This is a genomic window from Paenibacillus sp. J22TS3 (assembly GCF_018403205.1).
Taxonomy (GTDB): domain Bacteria; phylum Bacillota; class Bacilli; order Paenibacillales; family Paenibacillaceae; genus Fontibacillus; species Fontibacillus tuaregi.
Genome location: NZ_BOSF01000002.1, coordinates 769139 through 791055, shown reverse-complemented (window position 1 = coordinate 791055; position 21917 = coordinate 769139). Strand labels below are relative to the sequence as shown.

17 protein-coding genes are annotated in these 21917 nt (G+C 52.4%); 1 reads left to right on the top strand and 16 read right to left on the bottom strand.

Annotated features, from left to right (window positions below):
• Positions 1–16: 16 nt before the first annotated feature.
• From KJS63_RS09520 to KJS63_RS09460, 13 genes are all read right to left on the bottom strand, one after another.
• On the bottom strand, positions 17–1270 hold the full coding sequence (locus KJS63_RS09520; protein ID WP_213618864.1) for a M20 metallopeptidase family protein: 1254 nt from the start codon (positions 1268–1270) through the stop codon (positions 17–19).
• Positions 1257–2603, bottom strand: a complete 1347-nt coding sequence (locus KJS63_RS09515) for a helix-turn-helix domain-containing protein (RefSeq protein WP_213618863.1) — start codon at positions 2601–2603, stop codon at positions 1257–1259. The genes KJS63_RS09520 and KJS63_RS09515 overlap by 14 nt, the downstream gene beginning before the upstream one ends.
• Before the next feature lie 26 nt (positions 2604–2629).
• Entirely contained in the window at positions 2630–3460 is an 831-nt protein-coding gene (locus KJS63_RS09510) for a sugar phosphate isomerase/epimerase family protein (RefSeq protein ID WP_213618862.1), read from the bottom strand.
• Entirely contained in the window at positions 3447–4430 is a 984-nt protein-coding gene (locus tag KJS63_RS09505; RefSeq protein WP_213618861.1) for a Gfo/Idh/MocA family protein, read from the bottom strand. The genes KJS63_RS09510 and KJS63_RS09505 overlap by 14 nt, the downstream gene beginning before the upstream one ends.
• Positions 4431–4442: 12 nt before the next feature.
• A complete protein-coding gene (locus KJS63_RS09500; protein ID WP_213618860.1) occupies positions 4443–5267 on the bottom strand; it encodes a carbohydrate ABC transporter permease in 825 nt (274 codons plus the stop codon).
• A 39-nt stretch (positions 5268–5306) separates the two neighbouring features.
• Positions 5307–6260: a carbohydrate ABC transporter permease gene (locus tag KJS63_RS09495; protein ID WP_213618859.1), complete on the bottom strand. Its 954-nt coding sequence runs from the start codon at positions 6258–6260 to the stop codon at positions 5307–5309.
• A gap of 391 nt (positions 6261–6651) precedes the next feature.
• Positions 6652–7980, bottom strand: coding sequence for an ABC transporter substrate-binding protein (locus KJS63_RS09490; protein WP_374706276.1), 1329 nt, complete (start codon positions 7978–7980; stop codon positions 6652–6654).
• 617 nt (positions 7981–8597) lie between these two features.
• Positions 8598–10667: an alginate lyase family protein gene (locus KJS63_RS09485; RefSeq protein ID WP_244862548.1), complete on the bottom strand. Its 2070-nt coding sequence runs from the start codon at positions 10665–10667 to the stop codon at positions 8598–8600.
• Between the two features lie 6 nt (positions 10668–10673).
• Positions 10674–11588 (bottom strand): L-serine ammonia-lyase, iron-sulfur-dependent, subunit alpha, encoded by a 915-nt coding sequence (sdaAA, locus tag KJS63_RS09480; protein ID WP_213618857.1) that lies wholly within the window; start codon positions 11586–11588, stop codon positions 10674–10676.
• 24 nt (positions 11589–11612) lie between these two features.
• Positions 11613–12278, bottom strand: a complete 666-nt coding sequence (gene sdaAB / locus KJS63_RS09475; RefSeq protein ID WP_213618856.1) for an L-serine ammonia-lyase, iron-sulfur-dependent subunit beta — start codon at positions 12276–12278, stop codon at positions 11613–11615.
• Positions 12268–13347 (bottom strand): dihydrodipicolinate synthase family protein, encoded by a 1080-nt coding sequence (locus KJS63_RS09470; RefSeq protein WP_213618855.1) that lies wholly within the window; start codon positions 13345–13347, stop codon positions 12268–12270. Before KJS63_RS09470 ends, sdaAB begins: the two co-directional genes overlap by 11 nt.
• Positions 13347–14363 (bottom strand): NAD-dependent epimerase/dehydratase family protein, encoded by a 1017-nt coding sequence (locus tag KJS63_RS09465; RefSeq protein ID WP_213618854.1) that lies wholly within the window; start codon positions 14361–14363, stop codon positions 13347–13349. Before KJS63_RS09465 ends, KJS63_RS09470 begins: the two co-directional genes overlap by 1 nt.
• A 208-nt stretch (positions 14364–14571) precedes the next feature.
• Entirely contained in the window at positions 14572–15012 is a 441-nt protein-coding gene (locus KJS63_RS09460; protein ID WP_213618853.1) for a VOC family protein, read from the bottom strand.
• Positions 15013–15605: 593 nt separating this feature from the next.
• Here KJS63_RS09460 and KJS63_RS09455 point away from each other — a divergent pair.
• Complete coding sequence (locus tag KJS63_RS09455; RefSeq protein ID WP_213618852.1) at positions 15606–19397, top strand: S8 family serine peptidase; 3792 nt, start codon at positions 15606–15608, stop codon at positions 19395–19397.
• 192 nt (positions 19398–19589) lie between these two features.
• Here KJS63_RS09455 and KJS63_RS09450 read toward each other — a convergent pair whose 3' ends face one another.
• The 3 genes from KJS63_RS09450 to KJS63_RS09440 form a co-directional block, all read right to left on the bottom strand.
• Positions 19590–20237, bottom strand: a complete 648-nt coding sequence (locus tag KJS63_RS09450; protein ID WP_244862547.1) for an MOSC domain-containing protein — start codon at positions 20235–20237, stop codon at positions 19590–19592.
• An 80-nt stretch (positions 20238–20317) separates the two neighbouring features.
• Complete coding sequence (locus tag KJS63_RS09445) at positions 20318–20842, bottom strand: sigma-70 family RNA polymerase sigma factor (RefSeq protein WP_213618850.1); 525 nt, start codon at positions 20840–20842, stop codon at positions 20318–20320.
• Positions 20843–20865: 23 nt separating this feature from the next.
• The gene (locus tag KJS63_RS09440) at positions 20866–21816 is read right to left on the bottom strand and encodes a D-alanyl-D-alanine carboxypeptidase family protein (RefSeq protein ID WP_213618849.1); all 951 of its coding nucleotides are present in this window, start codon (positions 21814–21816) and stop codon (positions 20866–20868) included.
• Between the last annotated feature and the right edge of the window lie 101 nt (positions 21817–21917).

The following is a 21917-nucleotide window of genomic DNA, read 5'->3' as shown; positions in this document are numbered from 1 at the left end:
AAGGTCCTTGAAGACTCTATTCCACATGCTGCATGCTGTCTCCTGTCCCCGAGGCTGAAATTTCTTCCGTTACTGAAAATTTGTTCTGAAATTCGCGGAGCAGCCTGACCGCATAGTCCGCCAAGAATGCGGCTCCCAGTGTCAGCGAACGCTCATCAATCATCATTCGGGGATGATGAAGCGGAAATTCTCCAGGACCGTCCCCTCCGGTCCCTACAAGCACAAAAGCTCCCGGCACCCGCTCCATATAGTAGGCCATGTCCTCGCTTGTCATTTGGGAATGGGCGAGGCGCTTCACAGATGACCTGCCAGGCCCTTCTTCCAAGGTCAGCTCAGCAAGGCGGACCAATTCCCCGTCATTCACCGTTGGCGGGTACCCGAATTCATAGCGGACCTCGGCCCTCGCGTTCAAACCCCTGGCCACACTCTCCGCCAGTTCCGGAATCCGCTGCGCCATATACTCCCGGGTCTCCCGGCGCACCGCACGGACCGTGCCCTTCATTTCGACCCGGTCGGCAATAATATTTGGCAGGCTTCCACCATGCACGGAACCCATGCTCAGTACAACCGGATCAGCCGGATCACTCTCCCGGCTGATCAGCGACTGCAGCGCCGTAAGAACCTGTGACGCCGCATAGATTGCGTCGACGGCCTGATGCGGGGCGGCCCCGTGGCCTGCCCGGCCGTGAACCGTAATGTCGACATGGTCCATGCTCGCCATGATCGTGCCCTCCTTCAGGCCGAACTGGCCTGTCGGGAAATCCGGCCACAGATGCAGGCCGATAATCGCATCAACGCGGGGCGATTCCAGAGCCCCCGCTCTAATCATATGCCGGGCACCGCCCAGCATTTCCTCGGCCGGCTGGAAAATAAACTTGACCGTTCCGGCAAGTTCCCCCTTGAGGCCGGCCAGCAGCTTCGCTGCGCCAAGCAGCATGGCCATGTGCCCGTCGTGGCCGCAGGCATGCATCCGGCCTTCATGGACGGATGCGAATGCAAGCCCGGTCTGCTCCTTCAGGGGCAGAGCATCCATATCCGCCCGCAGGGCAATTACCGGGCCGGGACTTGCCCCTTCCAGCAGGGCGATAATTCCCGTGCCCGCCACCCCTGTGCGCACAAGCAGGCCAAGCTTACTCAACTCCTCAGCCAAGTAGGCCGAGGTCAGCACTTCTTCGAAGCCCAGCTCCGGATATTTATGCAGATAGCGGCGTGCCGCTGTAATCTCTTCACCTAGTGATACGGCTTGTGCCCATAGACTATTTCTGTTCATGGCCTGCTCCTTCTAAGGTTAAGTGATAGATTTGACGGGGTCGGCCGCGGCCGGCCGGCTGCTCTTCCCCTACGATGCGAGCAATCTCGAACTTCTCCAGCACCGCCATGATACGGCGTGCGCTGCGCAGCGTAATGCCGAAACCTTCGGCAAGCTGCGAGGCCGTGAACGTCGTGGTTCCCAGCCGGTTGCAGAAGGATTGCAGCTTGTTGATGGTTCCCACGCTGAGTCCTACCTTTTTGGCAATGGACAACAGCCGGGGGTCCTCGCTGCGGATGGAATATTCCAGAATCAGCTCGGAGCCCATCGGACCGTATACAAGTCCATCCTGCATGATCAGGAAGCAGTTGCCTCCACCGCTCAGCTTCGCCTTGAGCAGCGCCTCCCTGGCCTTGCCTTCCGCTTCATTCGCCGTGCGGCCGATGCCGATACCGATGCTGGCTTTCCACTGCAGCTTCTCCATGATTTCCAGCAGCAGGGGGGCCTCCTGAAACCTCTTTGTTGTCTGTTCAATAATTCCGCGTGTCGTTATGAAGGAAACCTCGTCCCCGTCCGTCCATTTGATCAGCGCCTGCGTTTCCTCCCCGTAATCCAGCAGGATCTGTTGAAGCACAAGTTTTTTGCGCTGCAGCTCATATTCCGAGGATACTTCCTTGGAGACCTTCATAAAATTATCAATATTCATAATTCCAACGGCAATCTGCGAGCTGCTGAACTTCAGGCTTTTTGCCTCAAGCAGGGCCCGGTTCAGACAGTCCCGGATGGAGGAACGGGTCGGCACGACGCGGTATACCGGAACATTCAGCTTCTTCAGCCGTTCATAGACCGAGGTAACCGAAGTCACGGTGACCTTGACTTTGCCTTCAGTCCACAGATCATGATGAAAAGACACAAGTTCGTCGGTCTCCTGACCAACCTTATATGACTTCACATACAGCTCATTGTCGCTCATTCCGATCTCGGAGAGCCTCTCTTCAATCTCTTCCCGCTCCAGTACGTCCACACTGATCTGAAGGCCTGAAGTATCGCCGGCATGAAGCACCCCGCTGCGGATGAGATCGAACAGGACCTTGTACAGAGCTGTCCCGGAATAATGAACATGAACCATAGGTTTATCCTTGATGATCTTTAAGGCCATCTGATATGGAATCGGACCGGTGAACAGAAAAATGTCGGCCTGGTCGGCCAAATCCGCGACCAGCTTCACGGTATCCCTCTCATGCTGATAAGCCGCCGGAATCATCGTGAATCCCTCGTATTTCAAGCCGAGTTCCATAACCGCCTGTACCAAATCCTGCGGACCAATGACAGCAACCTTCAAATTAAGTGACATGGTGGTCATCTCCGTTTCTTTGTCGGCTATAGGCGAGGGGGACAGGACAGAAAATTACGAATCTCTGTTAGAGAACGACTGGCCAGATCTGCGCAGCCTTCTCCGAAATATTCAAATGAAATAAATCCTTCATATTGAAGCCCCGCCAATCGGCTGATGATCAGCGAATGATCGCAATCCCCTTGAAGAATCGGAACCGGTACGCTCAGGCCCCAATTCTGATGATTCCACTGGTAATTTTTGAAATGCACATGCTTAATCCAGGGGTACAATACCTCCAGCGCCGGGAGAGTATCCTGGTGGTCCACGAACAGATTGAAGGGATCATAAATGAGCTCAAGGCTCTCCTCATTCACGTCATCCACGAGGCGCTTGATCCGGTCCAGCCGGTCCACGTAAGTACGGTTATGGATCTCGACCGCGAGCCGGATTCCCGAAGCCGCGCATATACAAGCAGCTTGCCGGATGCCGTTCACAGCCGCCTCCCACTCCTTCAGTCCCGCTTCCGCCGAAGGCACATGGCCTGCGAAGGTGCGAATACGCGGGCTTCCAACCCCCCGGGCCAGCTCTGCTGCACGCTCGATCTCGCGCAAGTCTGCCGCGATCTCCTCGGGTCCCTTGGAGAAGCTGGTATATGCGGCCAGAGCCGGCACTTCAAGATCAGTCTCCTGCAGCCGAGCCTTGATCTGGTCCAGACTTTCCCCGGACTTCAGCGCATCCTCAACGTGCTGGGTCCATAATTCAACCCCATCCAGCCCCACATCCCGGGCAGTGGACATCACCTCAGACAGGGAACGGGATTTCAGCCCTGTCGAACACATACTGTACTTCCAGACAGGCGGATTATTCAGGCTCAAGGAATTGTTCCACTCCTTCCTCAGCTGATCGGTATACAGCTTCAATTGCGGCAATAACGGACCGGGCATAAATTCCGGAGCTTTCCGGGTCAGCCCCAGAGCGGATGGCTTCAAGCAGGTCACGGAACTGCAGGACGAACGGGTCTTCCTGATCTTCAGGCTCCACCTGCTCGTATTGTCCGTCGCGTGAGACCCACAATCCCTTGCCCGGACTTAATCTGGCCATGCCCTGTGTGAAGATCAGCTCCGTCCTGTCACCGGATACGCCCTCATAGCCGGATTGGACAATAGTGGCGGCAAGCCCACTTGTAGTTTTAAGGAACACCACACCGCTGCCCTCGACATCACCTTTCGTTCCATAGAACGTCAGGTCCGCACTGATCCGACTGACCCGGCTCCCGGTCAGGAATTGGATTTTATCGATCGAGTGAGCGCCCAGATTCATCATGATGCCGCCTCCCGATTTCATCTTCTCAAAAAACCAACCCGGACGCTCATCCCGGTAATAATACAGGTGACGGGTATCTTGAATCGCGATCAGCTTGCCAAGCTGCCCGCCCCGGATCAGCCGCCTGGCCTGGATATTGGCGGGCAGATAATGCTGGGTATGCCCAACCATGAGGGCCATTCCGGCACGGGCGGCGGCATCAATAATCTCGTCGCATTCCTGAACACTCAGTGCCATCGGCTTCTCCAGCAAAATATGACATCCCTGCGACAAGCACCAAATCGCACATTCCTTGTGCAGATGGTGAGGGACCGCAATCACCGCAATGTCCGGCTTCTCCCGTTCAATCATCTCCCGGTAGTCCTTATACGCCCGGACTCCGTACTGAGAGGCCAATGCCAGACGCTTATCCAGATTCGGATCGGCTACGGCCACGCCTGCCAGCTCAGGCAGCTGGGCTATCGCATCCAAGTGATTGCGGGAGATGATGCCTCCTCCCACCAGCGCAACCCTGTATTCCATGAATCGTCCCCCCTATTTAATTCCCGCAGAGTTGCTGCCCTGCACAAAATACTTCTCCGCGAACAGAAACACCAGCAGGATCGGTATCAGACTAAGCAGCGCAGCGGCAACCACGTACTGCTCACCCCCGCTGTATTGACCCCCCAAAGACAGAATCCCGATTGGAAGAGTAAAGTTCTCCTTGGAGGTCAGGAAGATCGCCGGTGACAGAATCTCATTCCATTTGGTCATGAATGTGAAGACCGCAAGTGTGGCAAAAGTCGGCTTGCACATGGGAATAAAGATTCTCCAGTAAATCTGGAACGGATTGCAGCCATCAAGCTTGGCGGATTCCTCATAATCCTTGGGGATCGCCAGGAACGCCTGACGCATCAGAAAGATGCCAAAAGGTTGTGCCAGCCATTCCAGCAGCCATAGTGGAGTAAGGGTATCCAGCATCGCCATGGATTTGAAAATAACGAATTGCGGGATGATCAGCACTACCGACGGAATCATCATCGTTCCCAGCACAACCATGAACAAGGTATTCCGGAACGGGAACTGAATCCGGGCGAACGCGTAGGCCACCATGGAACAGGAAATGAGTCCCCCAATTACGGACAATACGGTAACGATGGCGCTATTTGAGATATATTGCGCGAACGGCCCAAGCTTCCATACCTCACTGTAATTGCTCCACTGGACCGGGTTAGGAAACCATTTGGGAGGCACCGAGGTGAATTGGGCATACGTTTTCAATGAATTGAACACCGTAGACAGGAAGGGCAGAAACATGACTAGCGAGCTGATCGTCATGACAAGATAACTGACAGTCTTGCGCACCTTGGATTGAGTCATTTGAGGAATCTCCTCCTTGCATCATCTGTAGTCAAGCGCTTATTCATAATGCACCCACTTCTTCTGCAGGGTGACCTGTATGATCGTTAGAACAAACAGAATCACGAACAGCACCCAGGCAATCGCAGAAGCATATCCCATCCGCAGGAAGGAGAATCCCTCACGGTACAGGTAGATCATGAGCACAAGACTAGAATTGTTAGGTCCCCCGGCCGCCGTCGCATCCTGAGCACCACCCGTCATCACATAGATCTGCTCAAATGCCTGGAAGGTGGAGATGGTGCTGAGCACAATGACCAGGAAGGTGGTGCCTGAAATCAGCGGGACGGTAATGTGGAAGAACTTCTTCAGCGTACCTGCCCCATCTATCTCCGCGGCCTCGTACACATCGGAAGGCACATTCTGCAAGCCAGCCAGGAAAATAACCATAATGTAGCCGATCCCTTTCCACACCGCAATCAGCACAAGCAGCGGGATAACCAGATGCGGATCCTGTAGCCATGTCTGCGGGCTCAGACCCATCCGGGTCAGCAAATCATTCGCCAGACCAAACCGTGTATTGAAGAACGTATCCGACACATACAAGATAACGGCCCAGGAAGAAATAACCGGAAGAAAGTGAGCCAGCCTGAACAGTTTAAGACCCTTGAGCTTCTGGTTAAGCGCGGTGGCTAGAATCAGCGCCAGAATGGTCTGCAGAGGAACAAAAAGCACCGCGAAATAGAGCGTGTTGCCCAGCGACTTCCAGAAGATAGGTTCATTGAACAGCTTCGTATAATTATCGAGTCCCGTCCATTTTGGCGGGTTAAGAATATCGTAGTCCGAGAAGCTGAAATACAAGGAAGCCAGCAGCGATCCCAGAACAAACACGATAAAGTGAATCAGGTAGGGGGCAACCATCAGAAGTCCCCATTTGCCGTCGTTACTCAGCTTCTTTCTGCGTGCGCGGACACCCGGTTTGCCTGGGGTAGGCGCAAGTTCTGTATTTTCCATCACATTCTCTCACTTTCTTAAGGATATACCGGCTGATTCTGTACCCGCCGGACACCTAATGGAGTGGTAGGGTCTTTGGTTATATAAAATGAACTTATGAAGGTTACCCTTTAGAAGCGCTGCGATGCCGATTTTTCTTACGTCCCCTGTTGTCTCGGAAATGCTTGAACTAGCTATCCTGTAGAGCATTTCGGGACAAAGACGGACGCTACGCTTCTTCAGGATCACTCGGGATCGAAGCTGAGATCGGTTAATTCTAAAGTTCATCTTATATAACTTGGTGTTCATGCTTGATGATGATGCAGATCCCTCCATATGCCTAAATGGATACGGGCAGCCCTGTCAGATGCTTGTGACAGGACCGCCGGGTACCCGGGATATTACGGATTCATCATTTCTTCTTATAGAATTCGTCGAGCACCTGCTGCACATCTTTATCCGCTGAGGACAGAGCTTGGTCTGGAGGGACTTCACCTTGGAAGGCCCGGTTGATATTGTCATTGAATTTGCCTACCCATTCACTCCATACCGCATTAACGTCCAGTGTGCCCGCAAATTCAAAGCTGTCCAGGAATGCCTTCTTGTTGGCCGGCTTGCCGTTCAGGAACTGCTCGGAATTCGCAACGGATTTCTTCACCGGCACGGCTTCACCCAGAGAAGCCCATTCCTTCTGAGCCTCATCTTCCGTAGCCCAGTATTTCACCCATTCCCAGGCTGCATCTCCCAGCTTGCCTTCTGCTTTCTTATTGATCACCCAGCTGTTCGCGATAACCGGGGAGAAACGCTTCCCTTCAGGACCTTTAGGCAGGAGCGTCACATCATAGTTAAGACCGGCGTTGTTCGCATCGAGTGTTCTCGCATAGATACCGATTCGCATCGCTGCCGCTTTGCTCGGGAACGGTGCCATATTGCTCTGGAAGCTCTTGAGATCGGCCGGAGTCGGGAGCAGATGACGCTTCATTCCGTCAACAATCCAGTCCAGGGCCTTCTTGTTCTCTGGTGAGTTGATCACTGACTTGGTCAGGGTCGGATCAAGAACCCCGCCACCGAACGATTTGAGCACCGGCATCCAGCCTTCAGTGATACTGAAGAAGGTCAAGCCGTACTGGGCTACCTTTTTACCGTCAAATTGCGGATCTGTCGCAGGTTTTCCCGCTGCGTCCAGCGTCAGCTTCTCAGCTGCAGCTTTAAGATCATCCCAAGTCCAGTCTGTGGTTGGATAAGTGACCTTGGCTGCGTCAAACATGTCTTTGTTATAATAGAGAACTCCGATTTGAATCCCTTGCGGCACTCCCCAATATTTGCCCGCAGCGTCTTTATTGAAATCGAGTCCGTAGTAATCATCATGCTTCAAATCCTTGCCAATAAGCTCGGTCAGGTCCTTAAGCGCGCCGCGCTCCGCATATTTAGGGACAAGTACCCCATCTGACAGCCAGACATCGGGTGCATTACCGGCAGCAATCTGTGTATCAAGTTTCTGAAAGAACTGCCCGTAAGGAGAGGACTCCGTCTTGACTTTGATATTGGGATGGGAATCCTGGAATTTCTTAACGAGCTCCTGCATCTTGGCATCGGTCTGTGCTGAAGAATAATACCCTAGTCTGAGTTCCACCTGATCCCCAGAGGCGCCTTTCTTATCGCCTCCACCAGAGCAAGCTGACAAGATCATGGATGATAACATGAGTACCGCAAGGATGAGAACACCGCGTTTGTAAGTCAGATGTTTCATGGTAAGCCCCCTTAATAAATTTATAAATAAAAGTAATTCCAAACTTTTTTTGTTAATTACTTTTATCCACGACGCTAAACTTGCTTTAATTCATATTTATGGGTCGAGGTCCATAATCAGACCGTAATGAAGCTGTGCCAAGCCTAAAATTTTTGTACGCTAATATGCTGGGAACCGATCTTTAACGAGAATTGAGATCCCTGACAGCAGCGTGTAAAATGGGACATGCTGAGAATGAAGCGCTTCCAAATCTTAGAGGAAAAGAGAGAGGAAGTCTTCGTCCCCTCGTCTCCTCACGATGACCACCTGCAGCCCACATTTGTGTAGAATCTTCCCACCGCAACTTCTGAAGTTCTCTTCTATATAGAAGGAACTTATGAAAGTTATACTTCTCGGGTGCTGCGATACCCAGTGTTTCTTACGACCACTGTTGTCTCCAAAATCCTTGGAGTAAATATCCAATGGAGCATTTCGGAGACAAGGGCGACGCTTCTCTTCTTCAGAATCACTCGTCCTCTCCGCTGAGATCGGTAAACTCTAAGGTTCATTCCACCTTCTAATGTTGATTCCACCGCATCTATTCACGTGAGCGAAATTCCCCTTGCTTCCTACACCTTAAGCACCCAGCTCTCCGGCAATTGGCCATCATACTGCCGTGCGGCAAGCACTTCCCCTGTGAGGTGAACCCCGGCAAACTGAAATCCTTTAGGTCCCTGATGGGAGAGTAAAAGTGTATCCACCCTATTCCCGTGTTTAATTTCAATTACCGACGCATCCTCCTCTCCAACCGTACGCCCATAGCTGTCCGCACACTGGACAAGCCGGGCTTCAAGATCCGTCTGTTCATCCGGCCTTTCCGGGTAGAACAAGGTAATAAACCGGGTGGTGCCTTGACCGTATTGCCCCAGAACTGCCTTCACGGCCGGCGTCTTCTCGTTATAATTCCGTGATACCCATGATGACTCGATGCTAAGGTTCACCGGAGTCAGCGGGATAACCCGCAGGACAGGACTGGCGCAGGCTCCATTCAGATCGGCGGAAGCGCTAATCTCCCCCGACTCTCTGAGCTGGGTAAGCGTTAAACCTTCAGCAAAATGCAGTGGCAATTCGTACTCGTGACCCCCGTGCGACCGGAGGGTATCCACGATCACCCAGTAATTCGGCTTGACGAACACAATCTGCCGTTTAATCTGAACCGGCTGGTCAAGCCGCCAATAACCGTCATGTCCGGCCTCCGCATAATCAAAGGCATCACTGCTGCGCCAGATTGCGCCGAGCGGCTGGGCTTCGTGCTTCCATCTCCATGAGTCCACATACTCGGAAATGGTCCTGCCATCCACGGAAATCGTGTTGTGCTGCAGCGATTCTTTGAAATACCTCCGATCCTCATTCTCCATATATGTGCATCTGCCCGGATCTATGAGGAACTGCTGGCCGTAAGCCGATAGACTGAAATGCAGCAGATCGTCATGGCCGTGGGCCCGGATCACATCCATATGGCCGGCATCAAACAGCAGGTACCTCGCATCCCTGGACCAGTCGCTGCGCATGAACGCATAGCCACTGTCCTGAAGCCACACCGAGCAGAATGCTGGATCAACTGGATTCAGCTCTTCATACCGCTGATAACCGGTCTCTCCAAAATACCAAATCCCATCAAGATCAAGATGCTGATATGCCTGGCTCTTGAGGTCGCCCCGTCCAAGCAGGCAGGCTCCCCGGCTCAGCACATCCCGCACATCGGTGCCATCGCTGTCGCCAAGCATCGGCTGATGACCGTCCGGCTGTACAAAGGCGAGTGTAGCCGTATACATCCGGTCCAGCGTCGAGCTCAGGCGGTCCGGCAGAGTGTAGTCGTTCAGCTCAGCCAACCATACTGATTCGAAGATACAGTGAAGGACCTCATGATGATACATCGTGCACTGCTCATTATGCATGCCGTCGCTGAACACCTGAATCTCGGCCATCTCATGAAGCCGTCTGACCGCTGTTTCACGCCACACCGCCGACTCCTCAAATTCCGGAAACAAAAGCGCCAGCTGGAAGAGACCGTTGGTCTCCAGGTAGCCCCAGTTGCTCTGCCTGTCATGGGAGGTATATGCCCGGTTCAGGTATACGCCGTGAAGGTGTACGGCAGACCGGAACAAAGCCTCTTCCTCTTCCCCCCATAAGGAAGAGCTGCGGATACAGAAATACCCTTTGAGCCAGTGGGTGATACGGATTCCGCTGTCCAGCTTTCTCCAGGTGTCTTTTACATTGAAGAAACGGGATTCGCTGGCTTCCAGCTCCTCCAGCGTAAGTGGATTCTGCCGGATCCAATCCTTCATAATGCGAATATAACCTTCCGCATATTTATCTTCCTTGGTCAGGAGGTACGCCTGACCCAGCTCACCCATATATCTGGCCCGGTTCAGCATCACCAGCCATTCCAGATCATCATGGTGCCTGTAATTCCAATTGATCTCCCCTTCAAAATGCACGGGCTCCGTACAACGCTCCATATCCCAGCGGTGGGTAAAAATAAACGTCTGATCCACGGCTAGATCGGCACGCCGCAGCAGCTCCGCCACCTCATCCGGCCAGTCTCTCAGACTGGCGGCAACCAAAAAGTCATGATCCTGCTCTGACCAGTAGTATCGAGGCAGAGCAAGCCCTCCCTCTTCAAGATCCTTATGCACGAATGGTCAGCCCTCCTCTCTCTCAGTCGATGAATCCAGCGGATTGCTGCCGCCAAATAACTGCTGCTTGATTGCTCTTCCGGTCGGGGTGTCCGCAAGCCCGCCCATGGCGGTCTCCTTCAGGGTACCCGGCATCGCCTGGCCGACCCGGTACATCGCCGCGACGACCTCATCCGCCGGGATCACACTGTGAACTCCTGCCAGCGCCAGGTCGGCCGCCACCATCGCATTGGCGGCTCCCATCGCATTGCGCATCACACAGGGAACCTCAACGAGGCCTGCAACCGGGTCACAGACAAGGCCGAGCGTATTCTTCAGCGCGATGGCAGCGGCGGCGGCGGCCTGGCGGGGAGTTCCGCCGGCCATTTCCACAATAGCGGCCGCAGCCATGGCCGATGCGGAGCCAACCTCGGCCTGACATCCGCCGGCCGCTCCCGAGATGAACGATTGGTTCGCAATCACGAAGCCGATGGCGCCCGCCGTGAACAGGAAGCGGACCATCGCCTCCCGGGTCGCGCCAAGTTCTGAGGCCAGCCCGAAGAGGCAGCCGGGGATCACCCCGCAGGCTCCCGCCGTCGGAGTAGCCACAATCGTGCCCATGGCGGCGTTCACCTCATTGGTGGCAATAGCCCGGCTGACCACATTCAGCACCCGCGAGCCGGAAATGCTCTGTCCAGCAGCGGCATAAGCGGAGAGCTTCTTGCCCTCTCCTCCGGTCAACCCGCTGCGTGAGCGGACATCCTCGGTGATTCCCCTCTGAGCCGCCTGTTCCATTGTATCCAGATGCTCCAGCATTTTGCCGATGACCAGCTCACGGGTAAGCTCAGAAGCGCCCATTTCTTCCCGGATCATCACCTCGGAGATCGGGATTCCCCCCTGCTCGGCGAGCTGGACCAGCTGTTCAATCGACTTGAAGTTCATACTCCGCAGCTCCTTTCAGCAAGTTTATAGGGGAGGAATGATCCGAGCCCCAGCGACATGGGGGAACTGGGCCACCTGCTGCCCGATCAGATCATCCATAGGCTGGTCGGTCTCAATCATTAACAAGGCTTCCTGGCCTTTGCCCTTGCGGGACATCTGCATGCGCCCGATGTTGATCTGGTGATCGGCCAGCACCTGAGCCACGGAGGCTATCATGCCAAAGTGATCTTCATGGAACACCAGCAAGGTCCAGCTGTCCCCCGTAAGATTAACCTCGAACCCGCCGGCTTCCTTAATCTCGATTTTACCGCCGCCGATCGAGATGCCTTTAATCTCCAAGCTGCCTTGATCATCCTCCAGGATCACCCGGGCAGTGTTGGGATGCTCCTCCGGATCTTCTTCAGCCGTAATGACAATATCCAGGTCCGTGTCCTTGGCCAGAATGAGCGCATCTTTGATTCGCGGATCAAAGGTGTCGAACAGCTGGACCCCGCCCGCGAGGGCCACATCAGTTCCGTGGCCTTTATATGTTCCAGCGAACGAGCCGTACAGTATGAACTCCGCTCTGGCGGGCGGGCGGCCAAACAACAGACGGGCCATTCGCCCAATCCGCGCCGCCCCGGCGGTATGTGAACTGGATGGGCCAATCATGGCGGGGCCGATAATATCAAACACCGATTTAAATTTCATCGCCAAGCCATTCCTTCAGATGCCCCTTGACGAAAGCATCGTCGTTAAGATCAGGGTACTGCCGGTACACCCGGTCAATCTCCTCCATTTGTCCTGGCGAGAGCTCTTCCTCTGGGTTCAGGCACCATCGGCCTTCCAGAAGCCCCTGTCTTCGCAGAACTTCATGAATTCCCGGGATACAGCCATGAAATCCATGGGAGGGGTCGAACAAAGCCGCATTCACATCCGTAATCTGTGCTCCCCGGGTCAGCAGCTCTGCCGGAATATCCGCTCCGCTCTCGCGCAGCTGGATAATCTCTTCCAATAGTTCAACCGCGGTCTTGGTCCATACCGCCCAATGTCCGAGCAGACCGCCGACGATCTTCTTCTCATACACCGTCCCGTCTTCCGTGAAGCGGAAGGTAGTCAGCAAATCCGCAACGATATTATCATCGTTCCCCGTATAGAGGGCGATCTCATCTTTGCGGCTGGATGACATGACGGCCCTGACCACATCCAGCGTCTGGTATCGGTTGAAAGGAGCCATTTTGATTCCCTGAACCCCAGGAATCTCCGCAAGCTCTCTCCAGAAGGAATAACTTAGCGGCCTTCCTCCAACAGCCGGCTGCAGGTAAAAGCCAAACACCGGAATGATATCAGCGATAGCCTCGGCTCTCCTCAGCAGCTCACTTTCACTGTAATCCTGAAGACCCCCAGTGCTTACCAGCCCTAAGTCATAATTGTATTTGGCTGCAAGCTCCGCTTCCTTCAGCGCCTGGTCAGTCGGGCCGCAGATTCCGGCCACCTTGATCAGCGGACGGTTCAGCCGCGCAGCCTCAACCTCGTCTGCTGCAAGCCGCAGCACGGTCTCCAGCAGCCCAACGGATGGATCGCGGATTTCGAACTGGGTCGTATGCACGGCAACCGCGATTCCACCTGCCCCCGAGCCCAAATAATACCGGGTCAAGGCCCGCTGTCTGCGTTCATCCAGCTTCAGGTCCGCATTCAAGGCCAGCGGGTGGGCGGGAATTGCGGTTCCCCGATGCAGCAGGCGGTGTACAGACGATTCGAGTTCACGCACGCCAGCCATCAGAATGCACCTGATCTTTCCTGGAAGTGGGTCGGCTTGCCTAGCGTCTCGCCGCCATGCTCCACCCATTCAAGCGTCCACTCAATCATCTGCCGCAGGGAAACCCTTGGATATCCGAATAATTTATGCGCTTTGGACGCATTGCTCAGCAGAGCGGTATCTTTCTCTACACCCGTAAAGACAGGTGTCTTCCCGAGCCCTTCCCCGAATCTCTCCGCAAGCCAACGAATGGAAACGGTTTCAGGACCGGTTACATTAAGAGTAACTGCAGGAGAATCACTGATCAGCAAGGAACGGATCGCCATTTCATTGGCATCCCCCTGCCAAATTACATTCACCTGACCCATATTCAAATCCACAGGGCGGCCTTCATTCACCGCGCTTGCGACTTCCAGCAGAATTCCATAACGCAGATCAATTGCATAGTTCAGCCGGAAATTCACTACCGGTGTGCCGTTCTCCCTGGAGAAGTATTCAAACACCCTTTCCCGGCCCAAGCAGGACTGCGCATATTCGCCTATTGGCCCCGCCGGATGCTCCTCAGATGCCCCTCCAAGAGATATAGGGGTAAGGGGGTAGACATTCCCTGAGGAGAAAGATACGATTCTCGAATTGCGGTACTTCTCAGCCACCCGGCCGGGCAGATAAGCATTCATGGCCCAGGTGAAATATTCTTTTCCCGTAGTTCCAAATTTGTTCCCCGCCATATAAATAACATTAGGCACATCTGGAAGCGCATTCAGAGCTTTGTCATTGAGCAGATCCGCCTGCAAAGTCTCAATTCCTGCCTGTTCCAATTCCTGTTGAAGAGGTCCTGAAGAAAATCTGGACACTCCAATGATTCTCTTCTTCACCCCGGCAGCTTCGGCTCCCCGCTTGGCTAACTTCGCCAGACTGGGTCCCATTTTACCGCCAACACCAAGCACGAGAATATCTCCATCCAACCGGGCCAGATCTGCGGCCAATTCAGCAGACGGTTCGCTTAAGCGCTTCTCCAATTCGGGTACTGTTCTCACTACCAATCACCTCATCTGATCTTAAAGTCGGCTGAGCTGGTCTTTCTAACCCCCATAGTAGGGGGCAGGCATTTAAAAGACAACGACTTTAAATGGTCCGAAATTGAGGTGGGATATTTATACATCTCATTTCATACGATTACACACAAAAAAAGAACGTCCCCAAAGTACCAGTTTTGGCAGACGTTCTACTCATTTTTAAATAGGGTTAAATTGAGATCATGGCACCGCTTTCGTCAAAGAGGGCTGAAGGGTTCCAAGAAACCTCCCACACATGATTCTCCGGATCGGCAAAATACGCGGTTCGGCCGCCCCAGGACGCTTCATGGGGACTGCGCAGAACCTTGGCTCCTGCATTCGCGGCTTGTTCCATCACCTGATCAACTTCTTCTGGCTCTTCGACATGAATGGCGAGAACCATACCTCCGAAGCTCCGTCCTGGCTCTGTCTGCGCAGCAGCCTCAAGCCCGGCATCTCGTATCAATTCTTCCTGCGGAATTAGGGACAATAGGACTCCCGCAGTAGTAAACACACTGATCTGATCATTGCTTGCCGGCGTTTCTTCCCAGCCGAGTGAACGGTAGAAGGCTCTGAGCTCCGGCATGGATAATGCTCCCAAAGTCACTAGGGTGACGCGCTGCGGTACCATACAATATCCCTCCCTAAAAGTTGTATCATTTATCATACCTCTAACAAACTGAAATATCTATAGAGTTCCTGTCTAATTTTGTTTAAGCGGACACCTGTTTATTTACCTTTGGTAAATTTTTTTGCTCTCCGCCCTTATTTCAATGGACCCTTGCCAAGGTCCTGTGGAACTATGAATCTAGTTTAAAATGATACCTCCCCCCTAAATTCCCTATTCAAAGCTGCAAGAAAAGTGTCCAACCAAGTTCGTATAAAAAAGGGACTTTGGTAGGTTGAGCCCGCCGTTTCGAGCCAGAGAGTCCGAGTATTCGACTTCTTCTGAGCATAAATCTTAAATTCTCCCCTTATCTGCTTCCATAAATAACATAGTTAACCAGTAGGATTCGGTTTCTGTCAAAAATATGTAAACTCTTTATATCTTAACTAGCCATTCATATACCAGGCACCCGCGAAATATGCCCAGATTTCTTCCTTGTCCAGCGTACGCGGATAAGCTCTCCAGAGAAAATCTGTGCCCTTCATTCAGCGTTATACCTGGCCGTATGTCTGCCTTGTAAATTTTAAAAGAATTCAATTCAAGAAGGAGGAAACCCATTGAAATCCCATTCACGTCAGCAATGGTTAGTCGGAATTCTTAGCGCATCGCTCATTCTTGGCTTGGCTTCCCCTGGTGCGGCTCTCGCGGCACCTGAACAAAAGCCTCAGCTCAAATCCGAATCCAAAGTACATTCCAGGCTTAATCCTAAACTGAATCTGCCGCAGTCGAAGGTGGAGGCCTCTCTTAAGGCAGCTGAAGCCTCAGACCTTGCTCCCCGCAATTTTGTGCCCTCCAGTGACAGCAGCAGCCTGACGACGGTCATCGTTCAATTGGAGAACGAACCGATTAAGGTCTATGAGAAGCAGTCCCCTGGAGCCAGTCTCACCGATCATGCCAGCCGGGTTCGGGTGGAACATAACAAGTTCAAGACCGCCGCCCAGGCGTACCGCAATCTGACGATCAAACGTGAATATTCCAAAGCATTCAACGGGTACTCCGTTCAACTCCCTGGCAATCAGGTGGATAGCCTGCTCAAGCTTCCTGGCGTCAAGGCGGTATATCCGAATCTGGAATATCACGCACTTCCGGATGAATCAACCGGAGAAGTGGGACCACTTCTTGATAACAGTGTTCCCCACACGGGAGCTCCCGTCTGGTGGGATGCGGGTTACAAAGGCAAAGGCGTTAAAGTCGCCGTCATAGACACAGGTATCGATTATAATCACCCGAGCATTAAAGGAGCCTATAAAGGCGGATATGACTTCGTTGACAATGACAAGGACCCGTTTGAAACCAAACCGGACCCTACGAAGCCTCCAAGGGACGGCAAACCTTATGAAACCCAGCACGGAACCCATGTTGCCGGCACTATTGTGGGCCGCGGGAATCCTTCGGACCCAAGCGGCAAGGAAGGCTGGGCTAGGGGTGTGGCTCCTGAAGCGGATCTGTATGTCTACCGGGTGCTCGGACCTTACGGCAGCGGAACAAGTGAGAATGTCATTGCTGCTGTGGAAGAAGCTGTGGCAGACGGCAACGATGTGCTGAACCTGTCGCTAGGCTCAGACTATAACAACCAATATACAGCGGATACAATCGCTCTTGATAATGCGGTCAAAGCAGGTGTCGAAGTTGCCGTGGCCAACGGCAATGACGGACCCGGAGACGCAACTGTAGGCAGCCCTGGCGGCTCGCAGCTGGCGATTTCCGTTGGCGCTTCTACACCGCCTTTGGATACTCCAATCTTCAAGTCCGATGAATTGAGCGATCTGTACGCCTACCTTACCACTTATTCGCCAGAGCTTACGGATACCAAAGAAGGCTGGGAGGTTGTTTCCGCGGGCCTTGGCAAGCCATCGGATTATGACGGGATTGATGTCAAAGGCAAAATCGCGCTTGTGTCCCGCGGTGAAATCTCGTTCCATGATAAGGCGGTCAATGCCAAAGCCGCAGGTGCGGCCGGTCTCATTATATACAATAATGTCCCTGGCGAGATCCAAGCCACACTAGGCAATCCTGGTGAATATGTGCCAACTTATACGATCATTCAAGCAGATGGATTGAAGCTGAAAGAAAAGGCTTCGAAATCAGGCTATCGTGTCCACATCGGCTCCGTCAGAGAACAGGATCTGCTTGCCGATTTCAGCTCACGGGGACCTGCCCTGCCGGATTATACCATTAAGCCGGATATCACTGCACCAGGCGTAGCTATTACTTCTTCCGTGCCTTCCTGGAACGGCGATTACAGCAAAGCTTATGAATCCTTACAAGGCACCAGCATGGCTTCCCCGCATGTTGCCGGCGCCGCTGCACTCTTGATCGAACGCTCCAAGTCCGAACGCAAAGAGAAGCATCTTGATCCTGAACAGATCAAGGCCCTGTTGACGAACAATGCCGTACAGATCCACGATCGTTCAGGCACGCCATACCCTGTTCAGCTTCAAGGGGCTGGACGAATAGACCTGGCTAATGCTCTCTCTGCTGAAGCCATCGCTTCCGTTAAAGAAACGCTCCCTATTGATCTGCAGGGCTCGTCCACCCGGGATTATCAGACCGGCAGTCTGTCTTTCGGACAGCGGGCAGCAGGTGTGTCCGTAACCAAGGAGATTACACTGAAGAACATTGCCGGAACCAAACAAACATATGATGTGCAGGTGAAATGGAACGGGCAAGGCAATAATGCACCTACCCTTGTGTCGGCTAAGCAGCAGGTTACTTTACAGCCCGGCCAGAATCAGACCACCTTCACCGTGAAGCTGGATATTCCGAAAGGAACACCGGAAGGCCAATTCGAAGGACAAGTACTTCTGGTGAAGCAAGGTGATGGTCATACTCTGCGTCTTCCGGCAAGTGTATATGTAGGCGAGTCCTACAAGGTTGACGAAATCACAAATATAGGTTTCTCTAACGACATTTTCTCACCAAATGGGGATTATCTGGCAGACGCAACGGATGTTTCCTTTGACGTTACGTTCCCGGTCAAGGACTTCGACCTCATCGTCCGCAGTGATAAAGAAGGCGATCAGGGGATTCTTTATAACGGCCTTCATGAGAAGCCCGTCCATAACCCTGATACCTATAAAATCATAGATTGGGATGCCAAGGTCACCGCCCAAGGCAAGGAAAAGACGCTGCGGGACGGCTTGTACTGGCTGACTCCTGTGATCCATGATTCAAATTCCCGTTTGGAAAAGCAAAGCTCCCCGTTTGTCGTTGACCGGGAAGCTCCAAAAGCCGCTGTGAACAAGCCGGGGCTGGTCATCCACGATGATGGCAAGACAGGAACGATCTCTGGGCAAATTCTCGGTGATACTCTGCTCGATGTGCTGCCGAATGTGAAATATTCGGAAGTCATCGGCGTGGCCGTCCTGGCCACCGATCCGGAAGGCCACTATAATCAATACGATGGAGTTATCGGGGATGACGGACGCTTCAGCGTGGAGGTGCCTGTCTATGAAGGTGGCAACAACACCTATGAAGTCTATGCCTACGATGCTGCTTCAAACGGTCTCTTGACACCATTTGAAATCGTCAAGCAAGAACAGCAGCAGCCGGCTACCGTGTACGCAGACCCTGCAGTCCAGGAAGTGAAGACAAATACCAGCTTCAACGTTGGAATCAAATTTTCAACTAACGCAAGCGCCAATGCGGCTTCCTTCAGCGTAATTTATCCGGATAATCTGAAGCTGGGCGAGGTCAAGCTGGACCCTGCCACATTCCCGGATGTACAGGATGCTGTCGTCAAGCAGGAGATTGTGAATACGCCAGCTGGTGGGAAGCAGCTCAACTACTCTGTAACTTTAAATAAGGGCACCTTTACTGGAACGGGCCAACTGGCAGCTTTGAGCTTCCAATCGCCTGTGGCGGGTGATTACCAGGTTAAACTTGATTCTGCTGTAATTAAGACTCCAACTGGGCAAATTCCGGTTCAGGGCTTAAACAGCGTCCAGGTCGTTGTCAAGCCGGGCACTCCAGACCCCGGCACTCCTGAAGGCACTTTCTTCCTGGATTCTGAGGATTACTCCCTGCTTGTAGGTGAGGAATTCGAGACCGTAGCGCTGTTCAAGGATAAGAATGGCAAGATCTCCAATGTGACCTCAGATACAGTATATACTTCCAAGAATCCAAAAGTAGTCACCATTAAGCCGGATGGAAGCCTGGTGGGCGTAAGCAAAGGCGTGACTCAAATTACCGCGGTGTATCTAGGTCATACCTTTACCGCCAATGTGATTGTGGTCAAGCCGTATACGAAGCCAGCGGACAACGTATCCGGGCAAGATAATCCCCAGCCGGATGCTGCAGAGTCCACTCCGGGAGCGAACGATGCCAAGCAGCAGCCTTCAGCCAATTAACAGGAGACTGAAACCAATGAAACTTTGTAAATAACATCCCGCATGGTATTATCTCATAACAAAATTAAGGGGGCTGTCCCTAAGCCGCAAATGGCTCAAGGGACAGTCCCCTTAATCATTTATGTAGGAAATTAATGATTTCTGTATCCAGGTTAGCACGCGTCCCATAGATACCACAACAAAGCTGGAATTTTAATCTTTGAGCCGCTTGGCCAAGGAATCACGCCACGAATCTGCCAGAATCTCGAGATCCACCAGCCGCTTAGCTCCTTCAAGATCAAACTTGTCATGCAGCGTAATGCGGTTAACCTCTGCAATGGTAATCCCGGCATCATGACGCTGTAGCCGCACCAAAGCTTCTCCTGCCGATACCATCCCCTGTTTCAAAACACGAAGATAGAATCCGGTATACCCCGTGTTTGTCACCTTAAGAGTAAACTGGGGAATATTATATCTGGCTGAAATCTTATAACAGGGTCTTCGCGGCTGGCTAACCTGCACCACAGCCTCCCCCCACTGGAAGGTATCTCCGATGCATACCTGCTCCTCAGTCAGACCTTTGACAGTTAAGTTCTCACCGAAGGCCCCGAGCGGCAGATCAATATCGAATTCCTTCTCCCAGAATGGGTAATGGTCAAAGGAATACACACAAAGCGCTTTGTCCACTCCCCCATGAAAGACCAGATCCGCCTGTTCATCCCCCTGTAAATTCAGCTCGGACAAGAACAGTTCTTCCTTCGTCGGCTGCTTGACAATTGCCGAGTTCGCAGGCTTAGAGTGGTTCATGAGCGGCTGTACCTTGCCGGTATTCACGGACACAATTTCAAATTGCTGATTCACCCATATCCTCCTCTCAACTATATAAATCAACTTAGCTTGGTTCATTAAATTATACACGTTAAGAAGAACATGCGAAATCTTTAGATTGCATCCGAATATAGACTCTGAAATACACTCTGATTATGCTGCTCTTTACGAAGTTTTTGCCGGGCACGATAGAGTAGGATTTTGAATCTCGATAATCCAATCCCCATCATGTCGGCTGATTCCTGGTAAGAGAAGCCTTTGAAGTCATAGAGAAGAACGGATTGTCTCTGAACTTCCGTCAAAGAGCACAGCATTTCACATACGGCTTCATGTTTCTCTTTTTTGATAAAACTCGTCTCCGGTGTCTCCACCTCGGGCAGATCATTGAAATATTCCGCATCAAAATACTGAATACGGCTCTCTTTGCGCATCTTGTCAATGAATACCCGGTAGGCTACTCTTAACAGCCAGGGCCTTACTCTTTCCGCGTGTTCCGGTTTCAAATGAACATAGGCTCTTGCAAACGTCTCCTGCATCAAGTCCTCTGCCAAATGATGATTCTTGCCCAGGTATAGCAGATACCGGTAAACATCCTTCTTATAGTCTCTATATATTTTCTCGAATTGAATACAGTCCATCGTTCTCTCCCCTTTTGCTTAAATCATGCGTGATGTCTAAGTTTCCCTTTCTTAACTTGGCTAAATCCGTACTCAAGCAGCTTGCCAGAGTCCTTCCATACCCCTTCGGCTGTGGAGTGCAGGACTACACTGATAAGCCTTTGGCCCCCCCTGGTTGCCGAAGCTGCCAGACAATAACCTGCTTCATCCGTATGTCCGGTCTTGATTCCATCCGCGCCTTGGAAATAATACTCGCTTCCGCTCTGAAGAAGCTTGTTGCGATTCATATACGAGACAGCGGATTCGGACGCTTTATGACGCTTCTCTGCCACAATGCTCTTGAATACCTCATTTCTCATGGCTTCTCTGGCAATCAGAGCCATATCCTTGGCGGTTGAATAATGGTTCGCGTTGTGCAGTCCATGCGGGTTGACGAAATGAGACGAATCCGCACCTATTTTCCGTGCCCTCTGGTTCATTAGTTCTGCAAAATACTGCTCCGCTTCTTCGGGTGACATCTGCTGGCCTGAATCAATACGTGTTATGTAGGATGCGGCGGTCCTGGCCGCATCGTTGCCTGAAGGAAGCAGCATCGCCGCAACCAGGTCCTTCAATCTGAGCTTCTGGCCTTCCTCCAGTCCTGCCGAGCTTTCGTCCGGTGTTCTTAGCCGGGCTTCTTTTCCTACTGTAATCAGATCGTCCGGATTTCCTTTCTCCAAGGTGATCAGGGCCGTTAGAATTTTAGTTGTGCTGGCCGGATACAATCGTTTGGTCTCATTCTCGGCATACAGGATGTCCCCTGTGTCCTCATCCATTAGAAGCAGCCCTTCCCCCTCAAGCCCTTGCAGGGGAGGACCGAATATATGGTTCCATTGCTGATTGACTTTGTGTACTAAAGTTGAAACATGCGTTTTCAGATTACCTGAGCTGATTTCAATAATGAGCAAAAGAAGAATAAGAATTGCTCCGACTCTCACTACTTTGCGGTTTATCAATTGTGCTCTCTCCTTAACCCGAACCTTTTGTTACCCTTATTATCAGGGTTATAGCTTTCGGCCCAGCTAAGAAAATATTAAGAATATATTAAGAAAGTTCT

Excerpts from the sequence above, each read along its gene's own strand:
- KJS63_RS09520 (WP_213618864.1), bottom strand. The coding sequence starts at position 1,270 with ATGAACAGAAATAGTCTATGGGCACAAGCCGTATCACTAGGTGAAGAG.
- KJS63_RS09515 (WP_213618863.1), bottom strand. The coding sequence starts at position 2,603 with ATGTCACTTAATTTGAAGGTTGCTGTCATTGGTCCGCAGGATTTGGTA.
- KJS63_RS09505 (WP_213618861.1), bottom strand. The coding sequence starts at position 4,430 with ATGGAATACAGGGTTGCGCTGGTGGGAGGAGGCATCATCTCCCGCAAT.
- KJS63_RS09500 (WP_213618860.1), bottom strand. The coding sequence starts at position 5,267 with ATGACTCAATCCAAGGTGCGCAAGACTGTCAGTTATCTTGTCATGACG.
- KJS63_RS09495 (WP_213618859.1), bottom strand. The coding sequence starts at position 6,260 with ATGGAAAATACAGAACTTGCGCCTACCCCAGGCAAACCGGGTGTCCGC.
- sdaAA (WP_213618857.1), bottom strand. The coding sequence starts at position 11,588 with ATGAACTTCAAGTCGATTGAACAGCTGGTCCAGCTCGCCGAGCAGGGG.
- sdaAB (WP_213618856.1), bottom strand. The coding sequence starts at position 12,278 with ATGAAATTTAAATCGGTGTTTGATATTATCGGCCCCGCCATGATTGGC.
- KJS63_RS09470 (WP_213618855.1), bottom strand. The coding sequence starts at position 13,347 with ATGGCTGGCGTGCGTGAACTCGAATCGTCTGTACACCGCCTGCTGCAT.
- KJS63_RS09460 (WP_213618853.1), bottom strand. The coding sequence starts at position 15,012 with ATGGTACCGCAGCGCGTCACCCTAGTGACTTTGGGAGCATTATCCATG.
- KJS63_RS09445 (WP_213618850.1), bottom strand. The coding sequence starts at position 20,842 with ATGGACTGTATTCAATTCGAGAAAATATATAGAGACTATAAGAAGGAT.